The organism is Brevirhabdus pacifica (assembly GCF_002797755.1).
Taxonomy (GTDB): Bacteria; Pseudomonadota; Alphaproteobacteria; order Rhodobacterales; family Rhodobacteraceae; genus Brevirhabdus; species Brevirhabdus pacifica.
On record NZ_PGFI01000011.1, the window covers coordinates 867,292 to 885,731 of the forward strand.

General features: G+C 62.8%; 11 protein-coding genes, 3 tRNA genes and 3 rRNA genes. 8 read left to right on the forward strand and 9 right to left on the reverse strand.

All coding sequences use genetic code 11. The annotated features are described in order from the left end of the window. Nucleotides 1-142: 142 nt before the first annotated feature. The gene (gene mprF, locus CLV77_RS04320; RefSeq protein ID WP_076979098.1) at nucleotides 143-2,746 is read right to left on the reverse strand and encodes a bifunctional lysylphosphatidylglycerol flippase/synthetase MprF; all 2,604 of its coding nucleotides are present in this window, start codon (nucleotides 2,744-2,746) and stop codon (nucleotides 143-145) included. Nucleotides 2,747-2,984: 238 nt separating this feature from the next. After that, complete coding sequence (locus CLV77_RS04325) at nucleotides 2,985-4,106, reverse strand: S1C family serine protease (protein ID WP_076979097.1); 1,122 nt, start codon at nucleotides 4,104-4,106, stop codon at nucleotides 2,985-2,987. A gap of 244 nt (nucleotides 4,107-4,350) precedes the next feature. Here CLV77_RS04325 and CLV77_RS04330 point away from each other — a divergent pair, with 244 nt between their 5' ends. Next, the gene (locus tag CLV77_RS04330) at nucleotides 4,351-5,022 is read left to right on the forward strand and encodes a winged helix-turn-helix domain-containing protein (RefSeq protein WP_076979096.1); all 672 of its coding nucleotides are present in this window, start codon (nucleotides 4,351-4,353) and stop codon (nucleotides 5,020-5,022) included. Next, nucleotides 5,015-6,466, forward strand: a complete 1,452-nt coding sequence (locus CLV77_RS04335) for a HAMP domain-containing sensor histidine kinase (protein ID WP_083707687.1) — start codon at nucleotides 5,015-5,017, stop codon at nucleotides 6,464-6,466. Before CLV77_RS04330 ends, CLV77_RS04335 begins: the two co-directional genes overlap by 8 nt. Here the strand turns inward: CLV77_RS04335 and CLV77_RS04340 are convergent. The 4 genes from CLV77_RS04340 to CLV77_RS04355 all read right to left on the reverse strand — a co-directional run bounded on the left by CLV77_RS04340 (nucleotide 6,459) and on the right by CLV77_RS04355 (nucleotide 9,821). Further along, the gene (locus tag CLV77_RS04340; protein WP_076979095.1) at nucleotides 6,459-6,638 is read right to left on the reverse strand and encodes a DUF2474 domain-containing protein; all 180 of its coding nucleotides are present in this window, start codon (nucleotides 6,636-6,638) and stop codon (nucleotides 6,459-6,461) included. The two genes, CLV77_RS04335 and CLV77_RS04340, sit on opposite strands and share 8 nt — an antisense overlap. Then, on the reverse strand, nucleotides 6,635-7,639 hold the full coding sequence (gene cydB, locus CLV77_RS04345) for a cytochrome d ubiquinol oxidase subunit II (RefSeq protein ID WP_076979094.1): 1,005 nt from the start codon (nucleotides 7,637-7,639) through the stop codon (nucleotides 6,635-6,637). The genes CLV77_RS04340 and cydB overlap by 4 nt, the downstream gene beginning before the upstream one ends. Nucleotides 7,640-7,649: 10 nt before the next feature. After that, the gene (locus CLV77_RS04350) at nucleotides 7,650-9,062 is read right to left on the reverse strand and encodes a cytochrome ubiquinol oxidase subunit I (protein WP_076979093.1); all 1,413 of its coding nucleotides are present in this window, start codon (nucleotides 9,060-9,062) and stop codon (nucleotides 7,650-7,652) included. 387 nt (nucleotides 9,063-9,449) lie between these two features. Then, complete coding sequence (locus CLV77_RS04355; protein ID WP_083707685.1) at nucleotides 9,450-9,821, reverse strand: hypothetical protein; 372 nt, start codon at nucleotides 9,819-9,821, stop codon at nucleotides 9,450-9,452. 118 nt (nucleotides 9,822-9,939) lie between these two features. Here CLV77_RS04355 and CLV77_RS04360 point away from each other — a divergent pair. The 6 genes from CLV77_RS04360 to CLV77_RS04385 all read left to right on the forward strand — a co-directional run bounded on the left by CLV77_RS04360 (nucleotide 9,940) and on the right by CLV77_RS04385 (nucleotide 15,359). Next, nucleotides 9,940-11,401 (forward strand): 16S ribosomal RNA (locus tag CLV77_RS04360). A 148-nt stretch (nucleotides 11,402-11,549) separates the two neighbouring features. Further along, nucleotides 11,550-11,626, forward strand: a tRNA-Ile gene (locus CLV77_RS04365). Nucleotides 11,627-11,654: 28 nt separating this feature from the next. After that, nucleotides 11,655-11,730, forward strand: a tRNA-Ala gene (locus CLV77_RS04370). A gap of 456 nt (nucleotides 11,731-12,186) precedes the next feature. Then, a 23S ribosomal RNA gene (locus CLV77_RS04375) occupies nucleotides 12,187-15,013 on the forward strand. Between the two features lie 74 nt (nucleotides 15,014-15,087). Continuing rightward, nucleotides 15,088-15,202 (forward strand): 5S ribosomal RNA (rrf, locus tag CLV77_RS04380). Together the 16S, 23S and 5S rRNA genes with 3 tRNA genes alongside form the textbook arrangement of a ribosomal RNA operon. A gap of 80 nt (nucleotides 15,203-15,282) precedes the next feature. Next, nucleotides 15,283-15,359: transfer RNA gene (locus CLV77_RS04385), tRNA-Met, on the forward strand. Nucleotides 15,360-15,543: 184 nt separating this feature from the next. Here the strand turns inward: CLV77_RS04385 and CLV77_RS04390 are convergent. The 3 genes from CLV77_RS04390 to CLV77_RS04400 are packed head-to-tail and all read right to left on the reverse strand — an operon-like array spanning nucleotide 15,544 to nucleotide 18,405. After that, nucleotides 15,544-16,641 (reverse strand): ABC transporter ATP-binding protein, encoded by a 1,098-nt coding sequence (locus CLV77_RS04390; protein ID WP_076979092.1) that lies wholly within the window; start codon nucleotides 16,639-16,641, stop codon nucleotides 15,544-15,546. Between the two features lie 5 nt (nucleotides 16,642-16,646). Next, the gene (locus tag CLV77_RS04395; protein ID WP_076979091.1) at nucleotides 16,647-17,540 is read right to left on the reverse strand and encodes a carbohydrate ABC transporter permease; all 894 of its coding nucleotides are present in this window, start codon (nucleotides 17,538-17,540) and stop codon (nucleotides 16,647-16,649) included. Continuing rightward, nucleotides 17,533-18,405 (reverse strand): carbohydrate ABC transporter permease, encoded by an 873-nt coding sequence (locus tag CLV77_RS04400; protein ID WP_076979090.1) that lies wholly within the window; start codon nucleotides 18,403-18,405, stop codon nucleotides 17,533-17,535. Before CLV77_RS04400 ends, CLV77_RS04395 begins: the two co-directional genes overlap by 8 nt. Nucleotides 18,406-18,440: the final 35 nt, after the last annotated feature.

Genomic DNA, 18,440 nt, shown 5'->3' on the forward strand with positions numbered 1-18,440 from the left:
GCCTTTCCGATGAAAACATGCATGTGCCATGCAGGGACCAACCCGGCGCGACGCAGGGGGTTCCGGCGCGTCGCACTTGCTTGATTGCGGGGAAGGCGCCGAGGGGGCGGAAAGGGGCGACGGATGGCGCCCGGGGCGGGGCCTAGCCCCGCTTGGTCACCGCCGCGCGAAGCCCGCCCCCGATCAGGGCCGCGGCATCTGCCGCCACCAGCAGCACGTTGGCGCGGGGCGGCACCACCAGGAACTTGGCCTGCCATTGGGGATCGAACTTGTCCTTGAACTGACGCAGCCCCTCGAAATTGTAGAAATGCCGCCCGTGGCGGTAGACCAGCGCGCCCATCCGCGTGGTCCAGCGCCCGCCGCGCCGCGAGTCCAGCCCCGCCAGGGGCGCCATGCCCAGGCTGAACTCCTCGAAGCCGCGGTCGCGCAGGTAGAGGATCAGCTCGATAAACAGAAACTCCATCATGCCGCCCGGCGCATCGGCGGTGTGGCGCATCAGGTCGATGGTAGCGCGTTTGCCGGTGGCGGTGGCCAGGATGTTGGCAAAGCCCACGGTGCTCCCGTTCCAGGTCACCACGGCGATCGGGCTGCGGCGCAGGTAGTCGGCGTCGAAGCGGCCGACCGAGAATTGCTTCTCGCGGCTGTTCTTGGCGTCCAGCCAGTCGTCCGAGATCCGCTTCAGCTCGGCCAGGGCGGCGTCGGGGGCAGGCGGCTCGATGACGTGGAAATCCATGCCATCCCTGCGGGCACGGTTGGCGGTGGTGCGCAGGCGCTTGCGGCTGCCTCCTTCCAGGTTGAAGCCGGACAGCGGGACGATCGCCTCCTCTCCCATCTTGTAAAGCGACAGGCCCATCTCGATCCAGAGGGGCAGGAAGCGGGCCGAAGCCTCGTAGAAGACGGGGCGGGCGTTGGCGGCGCTGGCCGCGTCGAAGAAGTCCCAGGCCAGTTGATCGGCCTCGTCCGGGTCGCCCACCGGGTCGCCCAGGGCGATCCAGCTACGCCCTTGCACCCCGTACATCAGGAACGATCGCCCGGTAGAGGAGAACAGCAGGCACTTGTCGCCGGTCAGGGCGAAATTGGCGTCCGGGTTGTCCTGAGCGTCGATCACCGCCAGGGCGCGGGCAATCTCGTCCTGCGAAGTGGGGCGCTGGCGCGGGCGCGGCGGCCGCAGGGCGTAGATCAGCGCCCAGAGCGCCACCACGATCGACCCCACCAGCCCCGCGCGCATCGAGCGGGGCGCGCGTTCGTCGACGGCGAATTGCCACCACAGCTCATGCGCGTAGGGGGTCGCTTTGAACGAGAAGAAGAAGATCCCGAGGGTCGCCAGCAGAACGCAGGACATCAGCAGGATCCAGCGGGGCGAAAGCGCGTCGCGGGTCAGCCGCGCGCTGCGGTAGAACTCGCGCCGGCAGGGCAGCAGGATCAAGAGCGCCAGCAGCATCAGCCCCGCCCGGTCCAGGTCCCAGCCGTTCAGTAGTGCCGCCGCGACCCCGCCCGCCAGCGAGGCCGTGGCCAGCCACCAGGCCCCCTCGACCCGGCGCAGCAGCCCGTGCGCGAGAACGATCAGCGCGGCACCCACGATGCTGGACAGCAATGCGCCCCCCTCGATCATGGCGAGGGGCATCAAAAGCTCCATCTCCTCGGCGACATCGGTCAGGGCCGGGATGACGGCCGAAAAAAGCATGTAGACGCCCGAGGCGAAGATCATCGCGGACATGGCTAGCGGCACGATCGAGCTGACGGCCTTGAAGATCGGGGCCAGGTCGCGGATCTGGGTGTCGCGCAGCGGGCCCATCGCCATCCGCAGCTCGACCAGGGCCAGGGTCAGCAGGGCCAGGCCGAAGGGCACCAGATAATAGGTCAGCCGGAAAAGCAGCAGACCGGCCGCCGCCTGCTCGATCGGGACGCCCGCCGGCAGGGCGGCGATGATGACGCTTTCAAAGACGCCGACCCCGCCCGGCACGTGGCTGAGCACGCCGGCCATCATCGCGGCGGCAAAGACGGCCATGAATGCGGCAAAGCCCAGGTCGTTGGGCGGCAGAAGCAGATAGAGGGCACAGCCCGCCAGCGCCATGTCCAGCACAGTGAAGCCAAGCTGCGCCGACATCAGGCCGGGACTTGGCGCATCAAGGCGGATGCCCCGCCACTCGACCGAGGCGCGACGGATCGACAGGGTCGCCAGCACGCCGATCAGCGCGATCAGCACCAGCCCCGAGATCCAGCGCAGCACATGGGGATTGAGGCTGGTCAGGCTTGCCAGCGCCGCCGGGTGCACCAGAAGCGCGCCGAAGCCGATGATCGTCGCCCCCAGCCCGTAGGCCAGCGAGGCGAAAAGCGCCACGCCTGCGATGTCGTATCCCGTCAGCCCCATCGAGGAATAGATGCGGTATCGCACCGCCCCGCCCGAGATGGCGCCCGCCCCGATGGTGTTGCCGAAGGCATATCCGAGAAAGCCGCCCAGGGCGACGGTTGGCAGGGGCAGCGGCTTGCCGATGTAGCGCAGCGCCGACCAGTCGTAGCCGATCAGCGCGCCGTAGCTGGCCAGCGTGGCCGCCAGGGCCGCCAGCAGCACACCCCAGGGGGTGGCGCGGACATGGTCCATCACGTCCCGAAACTCGACAGGCTTTAGAAGGTGGTAGAGCGCGTAGATGCCGGCGGCGAAAAGCAGCCCGGTCACCAGGTAGGGGGCCAGGGCCTTCAGGCGCGACCAGGACCCCGGGGATACACTCGCTTCGGCCTCTGACATCCTGTCTCCGTCGCTGCGGCTGATTACTCATCTATGGTGGGATGCGGGGCGGTTACAACATGCGTCATGTGGACCATCGCGCCAGATTTGCCCGCGCCCCGGCGCAGACAGGCGGTGCGCTGACGCAAAAAGGCCCACCCGGCGTCTGCCGGATGGGCCGGGGGCCGGGGTCCGCGCATGCAACGGACCGCACCGGCTGGATGCGGCGCCCGGTGAGGGCGGCGCCGCATCGTCCGCATCAGGTCTTCTGCGAGGCCAGGTTGCCCACGGTGACGTCGAGCGTGATCTCCTTGCCCTTGCGCAGCACCTTGACCGAGGTCGCGCTGTCGGGGGCGGTGTCGGCCACGGCGCGGGTCAGGTCGCGCAGGTCGGTGATCTCGGCCTCGCCGAATTGCAGGATGATGTCGTCATCCTTCAGGCCGGCCTTCTGGGCGGGGCTGTCGGCCGAGACCTTCTCGACCACGGCACCCTTGGGCTTGTCGAAGCCCAGCACGCCCGCGACCTCGTCCGACATCGGCCGGATCTGAACGCCCAGCCAACCGCGATCGATGGTGCCGTCGTCCTTGAGGTCGGCGACGACCTTGGTGACGATCTGCGAGGGCACGGCAAAGCCGATGCCGACAGAGCCGCCGTCAGGCGAGAAGATCGCCGTATTGACGCCGATCACCTCGCCGGCGTTGTTGAAGAGCGGCCCGCCCGAGTTGCCGCGGTTGATGGCGGCGTCGGTCTGGATGAAATCGTCATAGGGTCCCGAGCGGATGTCGCGCGAGGTGGCCGAGACGATGCCCGAGGTCACGGTGCCGCCCAGCCCGAAGGGGTTGCCGACGGCGACAACCTCGTCGCCGGCGCGGATCACCGACGAGTCGCCCAGCTTGACCGAGGGCAGGGGCGCGTCGGCCTCGACCTTCAGCAGCGCCAGATCGGTGGCGGGATCGGTGCCCACGACCTCGGCCTTCAGGCTGCGCCCGTCCGAAAGCTTGACGGTGACGGTGTCGGCCCCTTCAACCACGTGGTTGTTGGTGACGATGTCGCCATCCTCGCTGATGATGAAGCCCGAGCCGACGCCCTGCCGGACACCCTCGCCACCGGGCATGCCGGGCATGCCGGGGATCTGGCCGCCGAAGCGGCGCTTCAGCTCTTCCATCCGGTCGTCGTCGAAACTGGCAGGCTTGGCTTCGGTCGAGACCTCGATGAAGACCACGGCGGGCGAGACGGCCTCGACCAGGTCGCCGTAGCCGCCGGCGGGAACGGCCAGCGCGGCCGTCGGGGCCACGGCGACGGCGCCGGTGGTGGCCAGCGCAGCGGCCAGGGTCAGCCCGGCCAGGCGGGCGCCAAGATCGGTTCGGATCGTTGATGTCATTGCGGCATCTCCGTTGCATGGGAAATTTCTGATGAGACCGATATGGCGGGGCCGGATGAAAAGGGTCTGTCGCGCGCTATACAGATTTGTAACCTGCGCCCGCGCCCCCTTCGTGGCAGCGTGCGCGGGCAAGATCCCTTCGGGGCCGCGGGCCGGGTTCGCCAACCGGCGGCTGGTGGGCTAGGTCTTGAGACGACATCAACCTTGTGCGGGACTGCGCCCCGGAACGGACCGGCTTGAAAACATGAAGATACTGGTGATCGAGGACGACGAGACGACGGGCGACTACATCGCCGCCGGCCTGCGCGAGGAGGGGCATTCGGTCGACCTTCTGGCAGACGGGCGCGACGGGCTGATCCGCGCGACGGCGGGCGATTACGAAGTGCTGATCGTCGACCGGATGCTGCCCGGGCTGGACGGCGTGTCGCTGGTCAAGACCCTGCGCGGGGCGGGCAGCAAGCTGCCGGTGCTGATCCTGACGTCGCTGGGCGGTATCGACGACCGGATCGACGGGCTGAATGCCGGGGCCGACGACTACCTGGTCAAGCCCTTCGCCTTTGGCGAGCTGTCGGCGCGGGTGGCGGCGCTGGCAAGGCGGCCCCAGATGCGCGCCGAGGAAACGGTGCTGCGCGCGGGGGATCTGGAGATGGACCTGGTGCGCCGCCGCGTCACCCGGCAGGGCCAGGAGATCGACCTGCTGCCCCGGGAATTCGCGCTGCTGGAACATCTGCTCCGGCGCAAGGGCAGGGTGCAGACCCGCACCATGCTTCTCGAAGGAGTCTGGGACCTGGGCTTCGATCCCCAGACCAACGTGGTCGAAACCCACATCAGCCGCCTGCGCGCCAAGGTCGACCGCCCGTTCGAGCGCGAGCTGATCCAGACCGTGCGCGGTGCCGGATACCGGATCGATGACTGAGCCGGCGCCCCCGGCCGCAGGCGCTGCGGATGCCGCGCAGGCCCTGCCGCGGCCCGGGCTGCTGAAATCCGCGCCCATGCGGATGGCGATCGGTCTGGTGCTTCTCTTCAGCGTCATCAGCCTGCTGAGCCTTGGCGGGACCTACCTGGTGCTGCGCAACACGTTCGACCAGGCCCTGCGCGATGACCTGCGCCAGGAGGTGGCCGGTTTTCGCGCCGCCCCCAGCGCCGCCGCGTTGGCCGCCCTGGTCGAGGCGCAGGCGCGTGTGACCGACCCCGACCGGCGCATCGTCAGCTATCTCGCGCCCGATGGGCGGGCCTATGGCAACGGTGCGATCGAACGTTCTGAAGAAGGGTTCCGCATCGTCGTCTTCGACCGGCCCAACACGCCGGTGCGCGAAAGCTATCTGGCGCTGACGGCTGGGCTGCACCGGGGGCAGCTTACTGTGGCCAACAGCCGCTCGCAGATCGACGACCTGGGCGAGATGTTCGCGACCGTCCTGCTGCTCAGCCTGCTGCCGACAGTGATCTTCGCGCTGGGGGGCGGGCTGTTGATCGCCCGGCGCACGGCGCGGCGCCTGACGGCGGTGGAAGCGACGCTGGACCGGTTGGCCTCGGGCGATCTTGCAGCGCGGGTGCCCGAGCTTCCGGGCCGCGCCGACGACCTGACGGCGATCGCGGCCCGGGTCGACCGGATGGCCGAGGCACAGCAGCAGTCCGTCTCGGCCCTGCGCCAGGTGTCGGCGGACATCGCCCATGACCTCAAGACCCCGATCCAGCGGGTCTCGGTCCTGCTGGATCGGTTGCAGGGCAACGCCGGGCTGGACCCCGAGGCGCGGGAGCTGGCCCGCCGCGCCGGGGCCGAGACCGAGAATATCGTCGCCACCTTCCAGTCGCTGCTACAGATCGCCCAGATCGAGGGGGGCAGCCCCCGCAGCCGGTTCGAGGTGCTGGACCTTGCCGCCCTGGCCGCCACTCTGGCCGAGGTCTACGAACCCGCCGCCGAGGAAGGGGGGCGCCGCCTTGTCCTTGAGGCCGAGGCGCCGGTGCGCGTCAACGGAGAGCGGCGGCTGCTGGGCCAGGTGCTGGCCAACCTGATCGAGAACGCCCTGCGCCACACGCCGCCCGGCAGCCTGATCGAGCTGTCTGTGCGCGAGAGCGGGGAGAACGGCGGGCAGGCGGTGCTGGAGCTGCGCGACAACGGACCCGGCATCCCGGCGGAGGAGCGGGGCAACGTTCTTCGCCGCCTCTACCGGCTGGAGCAGAGCCGCTCCACCCCCGGCAGCGGCCTGGGGCTGAGCCTGGTGTCGGTGATCGCCGACCTGCACGGCGCGACGTTGGAACTGGGGGACAACGCGCCCGGCCTGGTGGTGACGCTGAGGTTCCCGCCCGTATCACCGCGCCCGCTGCCGCGCGGCAAGAGGACGGGCAAAAGCGTCAGTTGATGGCGAGGCGGATGGCGTAGGCCACGACCGCCAGGGCGGCGATGCTGGCCAGCCAGATCGCCGCGAACCAGGCCAGCCGCCCGGCCCAGCCCGTCCCGCCCCGGGCGTGGGTGGGCCGGGGAGGCACATCTGCGTCCCGTGGCCCGGGATCCGCGCCCTCGGGCCCGGTCAATGATACCCCTCGGTCGGGTCGACCTTGCCGCGGAACACCCAGTAGGCATAGGCCGTGTAGATCAGGATGATCGGGATCAGCACCAGCGTGCCGACCAGGGCAAACTCCAGACTGGCCTCGGGTGCTGCGGCCTCCCAGATCGACAGGCTGGGCGGCACGATGTTGGGATAGAAGCTGATGCCGATGCCGATGAAGCTGACGATGAACAGCGACAGCGCCGACAGGAAGGGGCGCAGGTCATCGCCCCGCCGCAGGCCAAGCAGCAGCTGCCAGGCGGCCAGCAGGACCAGCCCCGGCACCAGCAGCGAGAAGAGGCTGCCGGGCAGGTTGAACCAGCGGCTGAAATAGACCGGGTTCTGGAAGGGCGTCAGCAGGCTGACCAACGCCATGAAGAACAGGGTGAAGATGCCCAGCATCCAGGCATACATCCGCATCTGCGCCTGCAGCGGCCCGCTTGTCTTCAGCACCAGCCAGGTCGCCCCCAGCAGGGCATAACCCGCCAGCACCGCGATCCCCGAGATCAGCGAGAAGGGCGACAGCCAGTCCCACCAGCCGCCGGCATAGGCCCGGTCAGCCACCTTGATGCCCTGCACCAGCGCGCCCAGGGCGATCCCCTGACACAGCGCCGCCGTGGCCGAGCCGCCGAAGAACGCCAGGTCCCACACCCGCTGCCAGCGTTTGGTCCGCCAGCGATACTCGAACGCCACGCCCCGGAAGACCAGCGCCAGCAGCATCAGCACCAGCGGCATGTAGAGCGCGGGCATCACCACGGCATAGGCCAGCGGGAACACCGCGAACAGCCCGCCGCCGCCCAGCACCAGCCATGTCTCGTTGCCGTCCCAGACGGGCGCGACCGAGTTCATCATGATGTCGCGGTCCATCGGGCCACGCGCAAAGGGGAACAGGATGCCGACGCCCAGGTCGAACCCGTCCAGGATGACGTAGGTCAGCACCGAAAAGGCGATGATGCCGGCCCAGATGAAAGCAAGATCGAATGCCATTGCGGCCTCCTCAGTCGGTGTGGGTCTTGGGGTCGCCGGACATGTGCGGCCCGGGGGTAATGCCGGCGGTGCGGATCGGCCCGTCGCGCAGGCCCAGCCGGACGGTTCCCGGCGTCTTGCCCATCATGCGCAGGATGTAGAACGTGCCGGCGCCGAAGACGAAGAAATAAACGATGATGAAGGCCAGCAGCGAGACGCCGACCGCGGGCGCGTCGATGGGCGACAACGACTCGGATGTGCGCAGCAGCCCATAGACGGTGAAGGGCTGACGCCCGACCTCGGTGGTGATCCAGCCGGCGATCACGGCGACAAAGCCCGCAGGCCCCATCACCAGCGTAGCCCGGTGCAGCCAGCGCCCGTCGTAAAGACGCCCGCGCAGACGGTTCAGCAGGCTCCACATCCCGATGCCCAGCATGGCAAAGCCCAGACCAACCATGACGCGGAAGCTCCAGAAGACGATCATGACCGGCGGCTCATCCTCGTCGGGGATGGTGTCCAGCCCCGCCAGCGGTGCGTTCAGCGAATGCTTCAGGATCAGGCTCGAGGCCTTGGGGATCTCGATCGCGTAGTCGATGCGCTTCTCGGCGGGGTTGGGGATGCCGAACAGGATCAGCGGCGCACCGTCGGGATGACTGTCATAGTGACCCTCCATCGCCATGACCTTGGCCGGCTGATGCTCCAGCGTGTTCAGACCGTGCAGGTCGCCCGCATAGATCTGAAGCGGCGTCACCAGTGCGGCCATCCACATGGCCATCGAGAACATGGTCCGCGTGGCCGGGTTGGTATGATCGCGCAACAGGTGCCAGCCACCCACGGCGCCGACCACGAAGGCCGTGGTCAGGTAGGCGGCCAATACCATGTGCAGCAAGCGGTAAGGGAAGGAGGGGTTGAAGACGATGGCCCACCAGTCCAGCGGGATGAACTGACCCGCCGCGTTGATTTCGTAGCCCGCAGGCGTCTGCATCCACGAGTTCACCGACAGGATCCATGTGGCCGACATCAGGGTGCCGAAGGCGACCATCGCGGTGGCGAACATGTGCAGCCCGTTGCCCACCCGCTGGCGGCCAAAAAGCATGATGCCCAGAAAGCCCGCCTCCAGGAAGAAGGCCGACAGCACCTCATAGGCCATCAGCGGCCCCAGCACCGGGCCGGTCTTGTCGGAAAAGACGCTCCAGTTCGTGCCGAACTGATAGGACATGACGATCCCCGAGACGACGCCCATGCCGAAGGCCACCGCGAAGATCTTCTTCCAGTAGTCGAAGAGCGTCCGGTAGGCGCTGTCCCCTGTCCAGAGCCACAGGGCGTTCAGCACCGCCAGAAAGCTCGACAGCCCGATCGAGAAGGCGGGAAAGATGATGTGGAAGGATACGGTGAAGGCGAACTGAAATCGCGCGAGGATCTCGGCGGTCAGGAAGTCGGGCATGCTGTGCTCCGCTATGTGTCTTTCGCTCCAGACTATCCTGCCGGCGGTCCGGGCGAAACCCGCGGCGACGCTGCACGTGCAAGGGGACGCGGGGGCGCAGGGATGGGCGGGAAAACGGGGCATATAAGGATCCCGCGCGCGATGGGGCAAAATGCGGGGCAGGGAGGGGGCCCGAGTCGCCCGAGTCGGGCCCGGAGGACCGGGTGAATCGGGGCCGGGCCACTTTCAGAGGCTGATTTGCCCGGTTTGAGTTACCTGGATACCTCCGAGCCCTGAGAGGGCCGAAAATCCACCTATGATTCCGCCGTAGCGGACCTGATTTGGGCCTTCCACGACGGGCCCTTAGCCAGCCTGAGGGGCAAGGCCCGGGTTGTTTTCAGAAAGTTTTCATCGCGAAACCCCAACAAACACTGGGCTTTTGACCGGATGGACAAGAAATTTCCGCCGATCGCGCAGATTTCCTGAAAAAAGCTCTTGCGGGTTCCTGCGTTGATCCGTAGATACCCCTTCACCGGCGGCGCTGAGGCGCGGCACGGGGCGCCAGACGGGGCTGAGGCCAACGAGACGCACGATAAAAACAAGGGATAAATGAGGCGGGGCGCGCTGGAAGATTACAGCGCCTTCGGTTGATTTTGTCTCTCGCTCTTTGAAATCGCGAGTATCTGAAGAGATATGTGGGCGGTTTGGTTCATTCGATGGATCAGCCTCTTCATATCGACTTCCTAGGGCTTCGGTCCGATTATGGAAGGTCAGCTTCACTGTTTTGCGGCTTTTGTTACTTCGGTAACTGAAGCACAGAACAGAGACTGCATCAGTTTGAACAACTGATGCGATGTGCAGAGGTTCGAACGTCAAGGATATGCCTGCAAGGGCATTTCAACTTGAGAGTTTGATCCTGGCTCAGAACGAACGCTGGCGGCACGCCTAACACATGCAAGTCGAGCGCCCTCTTCGGAGGGAGCGGCGGACGGGTTAGTAACGCGTGGGAACATACCCTTTTCTACGGAATAGCCTCGGGAAACTGAGAGTAATACCGTATACGCCCTACGGGGGAAAGATTTATCGGTGAAGGATTGGCCCGCGTTGGATTAGGTAGTTGGTGGGGTAATGGCCTACCAAGCCTACGATCCATAGCTGGTTTGAGAGGATGATCAGCAACACTGGGACTGAGACACGGCCCAGACTCCTACGGGAGGCAGCAGTGGGGAATCTTAGACAATGGGCGCAAGCCTGATCTAGCGATGCCGCGTGAGTGACGAAGGCCTTAGGGTCGTAAAGCTCTTTCGCCAGGGATGATAATGACAGTACCTGGTAAAGAAGTCCCGGCTAACTCCGTGCCAGCAGCCGCGGTAATACGGAGGGGACTAGCGTTGTTCGGAATTACTGGGCGTAAAGCGTACGTAGGCGGATTAGTTAGTCAGAGGTGAAATCCCAGGGCTCAACCCTGGAACTGCCTTTGATACTGCTAGTCTTGAGTTCGAGAGAGGTGAGTGGAATTCCGAGTGTAGAGGTGAAATTCGTAGATATTCGGAGGAACACCAGTGGCGAAGGCGGCTCACTGGCTCGATACTGACGCTGAGGTACGAAAGTGTGGGGAGCAAACAGGATTAGATACCCTGGTAGTCCACACCGTAAACGATGAATGCCAGACGTCGGGCAGTATACTGTTCGGTGTCACACCTAACGGATTAAGCATTCCGCCTGGGGAGTACGGTCGCAAGATTAAAACTCAAAGGAATTGACGGGGGCCCGCACAAGCGGTGGAGCATGTGGTTTAATTCGAAGCAACGCGCAGAACCTTACCAACCCTTGACATCCCGGGACCGCCAGAGAGATCTGGTTTTCACTTCGGTGACCCGGTGACAGGTGCTGCATGGCTGTCGTCAGCTCGTGTCGTGAGATGTTCGGTTAAGTCCGGCAACGAGCGCAACCCACATCCTTAGTTGCCAGCAGTTCGGCTGGGCACTCTAGGGAAACTGCCCGTGATAAGCGGGAGGAAGGTGTGGATGACGTCAAGTCCTCATGGCCCTTACGGGTTGGGCTACACACGTGCTACAATGGCAGTGACAATGGGTTAATCCCAAAAAACTGTCTCAGTTCGGATTGGGGTCTGCAACTCGACCCCATGAAGTCGGAATCGCTAGTAATCGCGTAACAGCATGACGCGGTGAATACGTTCCCGGGCCTTGTACACACCGCCCGTCACACCATGGGAGTTGGTTCTACCTGACGACGCTGCGCTAACCTTCGGGGGGCAGGCGGCCACGGTAGGATCAGCGACTGGGGTGAAGTCGTAACAAGGTAGCCGTAGGGGAACCTGCGGCTGGATCACCTCCTTTCTAAGGATGTTCCAGGCAGATCGGCCCGCTCTTCGGAGCACCGGTCTCGAGGAACACTTAGCATGATGGCAATCAAAGCCATCACATCACGGGCCAGGCCGTCCTCATATCTCTTCAGAACAGAACACACGGGCTACCGCCCGTTCTTGGGTCGGTAGCTCAGGTGGTTAGAGCGCACGCCTGATAAGCGTGAGGTCGGAGGTTCAAGTCCTCCTCGACCCACCATCATTCTTCGGACGTTCCGGGGACATATGGGGCGTTAGCTCAGCTGGGAGAGCACCTGCTTTGCAAGCAGGGGGTCATCGGTTCGATCCCGATACGCTCCACCAAACTTCGTTTGGCTCCACGTATCGATTTGCGGTTTGCATCCCTTCGGGATGGCACGCTCCGCCAACCGTCGGTTGGCATCCTTTCCCCAGGTTCTGACACTCAGGTTTGATTTGACCATCAAGCGCATTCCGGTGCGTTTGATCGTCCAATCGGACGAATTGACATCGTTTAGAGAGAATACACGAGACGTAAGTCAACTTACGTTGCTCTTCCTTCGGGAGGGGTAGTGACTGGCCTTGAATGGCCGAGGTAACGCTATGGGACGACCAATCCCTTGCCGCGCCGTCACCGGGACCACAGGCAGTGCGCCTGCAGGCCGACGATAAGAGATTTACAGTCTTTCCAAGTCAAGAACACTAACCTGTCGATCTTCGGATCGACATGCTTTCGGAGAGATCCGAAAGCGGGAAGTGCATGCTTTTGACACCGGAAGAAGCCTGTCTTCTTCTGGATCAAATCAAGCGCGAGAAGGGCGTTTGGTGAATGCCTTGGCAGTAAGAGGCGATGAAGGACGTGATACTCTGCGATAAGTCGTGGCGAGCTGAGAATAAGCTTTGACCCACGAATTTCCGAATGGGGCAACCCACCTGACACTCAGTTATTGTTAGCCTTGCTATCAATAACCGGGTGAACCAGGTACTTTTAGGCTGAATACATAGGCTTAAAAGAGCAAACCCGGGGAACTGAAACATCTAAGTACCCGGAGGAAAGGAAATCAACAGATACTCCCCTAGTAGCGGCGAGCGAACGGGGACCAGCCGAGCCTTGAGAGTGACTGGAACTGGTTGGAAAGCCAGACCATAGCGGGTGACAGTCCCGTACAGGAAGCTCGATAGGACGTATTAAGTAGGGCGGGACACGTGAAATCCTGTCTGAACATGGGGGGACCACCCTCTAAGGCTAAGTACTCCTTACTGACCGATAGTGAACCAGTACCGTGAGGGAAAGGTGAAAAGCACCCCGACGAGGGGAGTGAAACAGTTTCTGAAACCGGACGCCTACAAGCAGTCGGAGGAGCCTCGAGCTCTGACGGCGTACCTTTTGTATAATGGGTCATCGACTTGGTCTCACGAGCAAGCTTAAGCCGATAGGTGTAGGCGCAGCGAAAGCGAGTCTTAATAGGGCGCATGAGTTCGTGGGATCAGACCCGAAACCGAGTGATCTAGGCATGGCCAGGTTGAAGGTAAGGTAACACTTACTGGAGGACCGAACCCACACCTGTTGAAAAAGGTCGGGATGAGCTGTGCCTAGGGGTGAAAGGCCAATCAAACTCGGAGATAGCTGGTTCTCCGCGAAATCTATTTAGGTAGAGCGTCGCACGAATACCCCGGGGGGTAGAGCACTGGATGGGTAATGGGGCCCCACAGGCTTACTGATCCTAACCAAACTCCGAATACCCGGGAGTACTATGCGGCAGACACACGGCGGGTGCTAACGCCCGTCGTGGAGAGGGAAACAACCCTGACCAACAGCTAAGGCCCCCAATTCGTGGCTAAGTGGGAAAGCATGTGGGACGACCAAAACAACCAGGAGGTTGGCTTAGAAGCAGCCATCCTTTAAAGATAGCGTAACAGCTCACTGGTCTAAATAAGTTGTCCTGCGGCGAAGATGTAACGGGGCTCAAGCCACGAGCCGAAGCTTTGGATATGCGTAGCATATGGTAGCGGAGCGTAGTGTGACATAGTTCCATGTGTCCTTGCCCACTTCGGTGGGATTGGACACAAGGAGCTTTCTGTGAAGCCGGCCTGTGAGGGATCCGGTGGAGAGATCACTAGTGAGAATGATGACATGAGTAGCGACAAACAGGGTGAGAGACCCTGTCGCCGAAAGTCCAAGGGTTCCTGCTTAAAGCTAATCTGAGCAGGGTAAGCCGACCCCTAAGGCGAGGCCGAAAGGCGTAGTCGATGGGAACCAGGTTAATATTCCTGGGCCAGGAGGATGTGACGGATCCCGAGGGTAGTTATCTCTTATCGGATTGAGATGGCTGCTTAGGGGTTCCTGGAAATAGCCCTCCGTTAGATCGTACCCTAAACCGACACAGGTGGACTGGTAGAGAATACCAAGGCGCTTGAGAGAACCACATTTAAGGAACTCGGCAAAATACCTCCGTAAGTTCGCGAGAAGGAGGCCCCGTTAGGACGCAAGTCTTGGCGGGGGGCACAAACCAGGGGGTGGCGACTGTTTACTAAAAACACAGGGCTCTGCGAAGTCGCAAGACGACGTATAGGGTCTGACGCCTGCCCGGTGCCGGAAGGTTAAAAGGAGGTGTGCAAGCACCGAATTGAAGCCCCGGTAAACGGCGGCCGTAACTATAACGGTCCTAAGGTAGCGAAATTCCTTGTCGGGTAAGTTCCGACCTGCACGAATGGCGTAACGACTTCCCCGCTGTCTCAAATGTGGACTCAGCGAAATTGAATTGCCTGTCAAGATGCAGGCTTCCCGCGGTTAGACGGAAAGACCCCGTGCACCTTTACTACAGCTTCACACTGGCATTAGGTCAGCGATGTGCAGGATAGGTGGTAGGCTTTGAAGCAGGGACGCCAGTCTCTGTGGAGCCTCCCTTGAGATACCACCCTTCGCTCGCTTGATGTCTAACCGCGGTCCGTTATCCGGATCCGGGACCCTGTGTGGCGGGTAGTTTGACTGGGGCGGTCGCCTCCTAAAGAGTAACGGAGGCGCGCGAAGGTTGGCTCAGAGCGGTCGGAAATCGCTCGTTGAGTGCAATGGCAGAAGCCAGCCTGACTGCGAGACTGACAAGTCGAGCAGAGTCGAAAGACGGCCATAGTGATCCGGTGGTCCCGAGTGGAAGGGCCATCGCTCAACGGATAAAAGGTACGCCGGGGATAACAGGCTGATGGTGCCCAAGAGTCCATATCGACGGCACCGTTTGGCACCTCGATGTCGGCTCATCTCATCCTGGGGCTGGAGCAGGTCCCAAGGGTACGGCTGTTCGCCGTTTAAAGAGGTACGTGAGCTGGGTTTAGAACGTCGTGAGACAGTTCGGTCCCTATCTGCCGTGGGTGTAGGAGACTTGATGGGAGTTGCCCCTAGTACGAGAGGACCGGGGTGAACGATCCACTGGTGGACCAGTTGTCGTGCCAACGGCAGTGCTGGGTAGCTATGATCGGAAAGGATAACCGCTGAAGGCATCTAAGCGGGAAGCCCCCCCAGAAACAAGGTCTCCCTGAGGGCCGTGGTAGACCACCACGTCGATAGGCCGGAGGTGTAAGCGCAGCAATGTGCTCAGCTGACCGGTACTAATTGCCCGATAGGCTTGATTTGATCCAGTAGAAGCCAGGTAAGGCTTCGGAACAAAGTCAAAAGCATGACTTGGAAATCTCGTGTTCCTTTCTCGGTTTGGTGGTCATAGCGCGAGCAAAACACCCGATCCCATCCCGAACTCGGCAGTTAAGTGCCGTCGCGCCGATGGTACTGCGTCTCAAGACGTGGGAGAGTAGGTCACCGCCAAACCTAGTAAGGAACACGAAACGTATTCTCTCAAACGATGCCAGCCCCATATACCATCACCAAAATGGGGCAGCGCTAAATGGCGCGGGATGGAGCAGCCCGGTAGCTCGTCAGGCTCATAACCTGAAGGTCGTAGGTTCAAATCCTACTCCCGCAACCAACTTCCGCGAAAATATACCCAAGACAAAGCCGCCCAATAGGGCGGCTTCTTGCGTTCGGGGTCAGCCTTGGGCGCGGATCTGCGGGCAGGGGAGGGAGTAAGATTAGCCAACAAACGCTCCGGCACCCTCACGGCGGCGAGAAGTGGCCTCTGGTCGAAGCTGTCAGCGACCGCCCCCCGCTATCTAGTTCAGACGTTGCCCGGTATCGGGCGCAAAGTAAGAGACCTTGCCGAGGTCGAACGCGAGCTGCTGTCGTTTTCCGGGCTGCGCCGAGGTTTCGGAGTGCAGGCGCGCGGTCACATGCTTGCCGCCCAGTTGCATCACGACGAAAGTGTCCGCCCCGGCCGGCTCAACGATGTCGACCATGCATTCGGCGGCCTGGGCGGTCTGGCTGGCGCGGTGATCCGGCTCTCCGATATCCTCGGGGCGCACGCCGAGGATCACGTCCTCGGGCAGGTTGCGGTTCTGCGTGTCGGTCAGCACGATGGGGGCGCCGTCCTTGCGGGCGATCTCGATCTTGGTGCCGACCCCGTTCGCCCGAGTCTTGGCGGGGATCAGATTCATCGCCGGGTTGCCCATGAAATCGGCCACGAAGAGGTTGGCGGGGCGGTTGTAGATTTCGGCCGGGCTGCCGATCTGCTGGATGACGCCGCCCTTCATGACGACGATCTTCGTGGCCAGGGTCATCGCCTCGATCTGGTCGTGGGTGACATAGACCATCGACGCGCCAAGCCGCTGATGAAGCTCCTTTATCTCGGTGCGCATCTCGACCCGCAGCTTGGCGTCGAGGTTCGACAGCGGCTCGTCGAAGAGGAAGAGCTTGGGGTCGCGCACCAGCGCCCGGCCCATTGCCACCCGCTGGCGCTGACCGCCGGAAAGCTGGCCGGGGCGGCGGTTCAGCAGCTGCTCGATCTGAAGCTGCCGGGCGACCTGTTGCAGCTTTTCCTGCTGGGTCGCCTGGTCGACGCCGCGCACCTTCATGCCGAAGGTGATGTTCTTCGCCACGGTCATCGTGGGGTAGAGCGCGTAGGACTGGAACACCATGGCGATGTCGCGGTTCTTGGGGCTGACGTCGGTCATGTTGCGCCCGCCGATGTGCAGCTCGCCACGTGTGATCGGCTCGAGCCCGGCGATGCAGTTCAGAAGCGTGGACTTGCCGCAGCCAGAAGGGCCGACCAGCACCAGAAATTCGCCCTGTTCGATGGAGACGTTGATGTCCTTCAGGATCTCGACGGCGCCGTAGTTCTTGTAGAGGTTCTTGATATCCAGGATCGGTGCCATGAGTTTTATCCTTTCACGGAGCCGGCGGTCAGACCGCGGATGAAATACTTGCCAGCGACGATGTAGACGAGGAGCGTGGGCAGCGCCGCGATGATGGCGGCGGCCATGTCCACGTTGTATTCCTTCACGCCGGTGGTGGAGTTGACGATGTTGTTGAGCGCCACGGTGATCGGCTGGGTACCGGCCTGGCTGAACGAGACGCCAAACAGGAAGTCGTTCCAGATCTGGGTGAACTGCCAGATGATCGAGACGACGATGATCGGCAGCGACAGGGGCAGGAAGATCGACCAGAAGATGCGCAGGAAGCCCGCACCGTCGACCTTGGCGGCCTTGCTCAACTCGGACGGGATCGTCACGTAGTAGTTGCGGAAGAACAGGGTTGTGAACCCGATCCCGTAGATCACGTGGACAAAGATCAGCCCCGGTATGGTTCCGGCGATGCCCATCAGGCCCAGCACCCGCGCCATCGGCAGCAGCACGACCTGGAACGGGATGAAACAGCCGAACAGCATCAGGGCGAAGAAGATGTTGGCGCCGCGGAAGTGCCAGTGCGCCACCACATAGCCGTTCATTGCGCCGATGAGGGTCGAGATCAGCACCGCAGGAACCGCGATAAGCACGGAATTCCAGAAGTAGGGTTTCACGCCGTCGCATTGGATGCCGGTGCAGGCCCCCGACCAGGCGGTCTTCCAGGCGTCGAACGTCACCTCGCGGGGCAGGGCCATCAGGTCGCCGGTGCGGATCTCCTCGAGGCTTTTCAGCGAGGTGGTGATCATCACGAACAGCGGCAGCAGGTAGTAAAGCGCGAAGAGGCCGAGGATGACGTAGAGAAGCCAGCGCAGGCCGATCCTGACGGCTCGGCTTTGGCTGCGGGGGGGAGCGATCGCGAAATCAGTCATTTTTCGCCCTCAGTTCCGAGTAGAGGTAGGGAACGACAATGGTGAAGACGACGCCCATCATGACCATCGCCGAGCTTGCCGCCTGGCCAATGTCCCCGCGCGAGAACGCCATGGCGTACATGTAGGTGGCGGGCAGGTCGGTGGCGAAGCCGGGGCCTCCGCCGGTCAGGGCGATGACGAGGTCAAAGCTCTTGATTGCGAGGTGGGCCAGCACGATGAAGGCCGACAGGAAGATCGGGGCCATCGAGGGGATGATGATCGCGGAATAGACCCGCCAGGTGGGGATGCCGTCCACCTGCGCGGCGCGGATGATCTCGGTATCGACGGACCGAAGGCCGGCGAGGAACAGCGCCATGACAAAGCCCGAGCTTTGCCAGATGGCGGCAAGGACCACGGTGTAGATCGCCTTGTCCGGGTCGACGAGCCAGTTGAAGGTGAAATTCTCAAGACCCCAGCCTTGCACGGTAGCCTCCAGCCCCAGGCCGGGGTTGAGGATCCATTTCCACGCCGTGCCCGTCACGATCATCGAAAGGGCCATGGGGTAGAGGTAGATGGTGCGGATCGCTCCTTCGGTGCGGATGTTCTGGTCAAGCAGGATCGCCAGCATCAGGCCGAGCACCATCGAGATGACGATGAACAGGGTGCCGAAGATGAACAGGTTGTTCATCGCCACGTCCCAGCGCGGCGCTGCAAACAGGCGCTCGTACTGGATGAAGCCTTCGATCTCATATTTCGGCAGCAGCCGCGAGCGTGTCAGCGACACCCAGGCTGTCCAGATGATGAACCCGTAGACAAAGACCAGTACGGCGATGAATGACGGTGCGAGCACCACTTTCGGCAAGTGCTCTTCGAGCCACTTGGACATGGAATTTCCCCCCGTTTGGATGGCCCGCCCCGAAG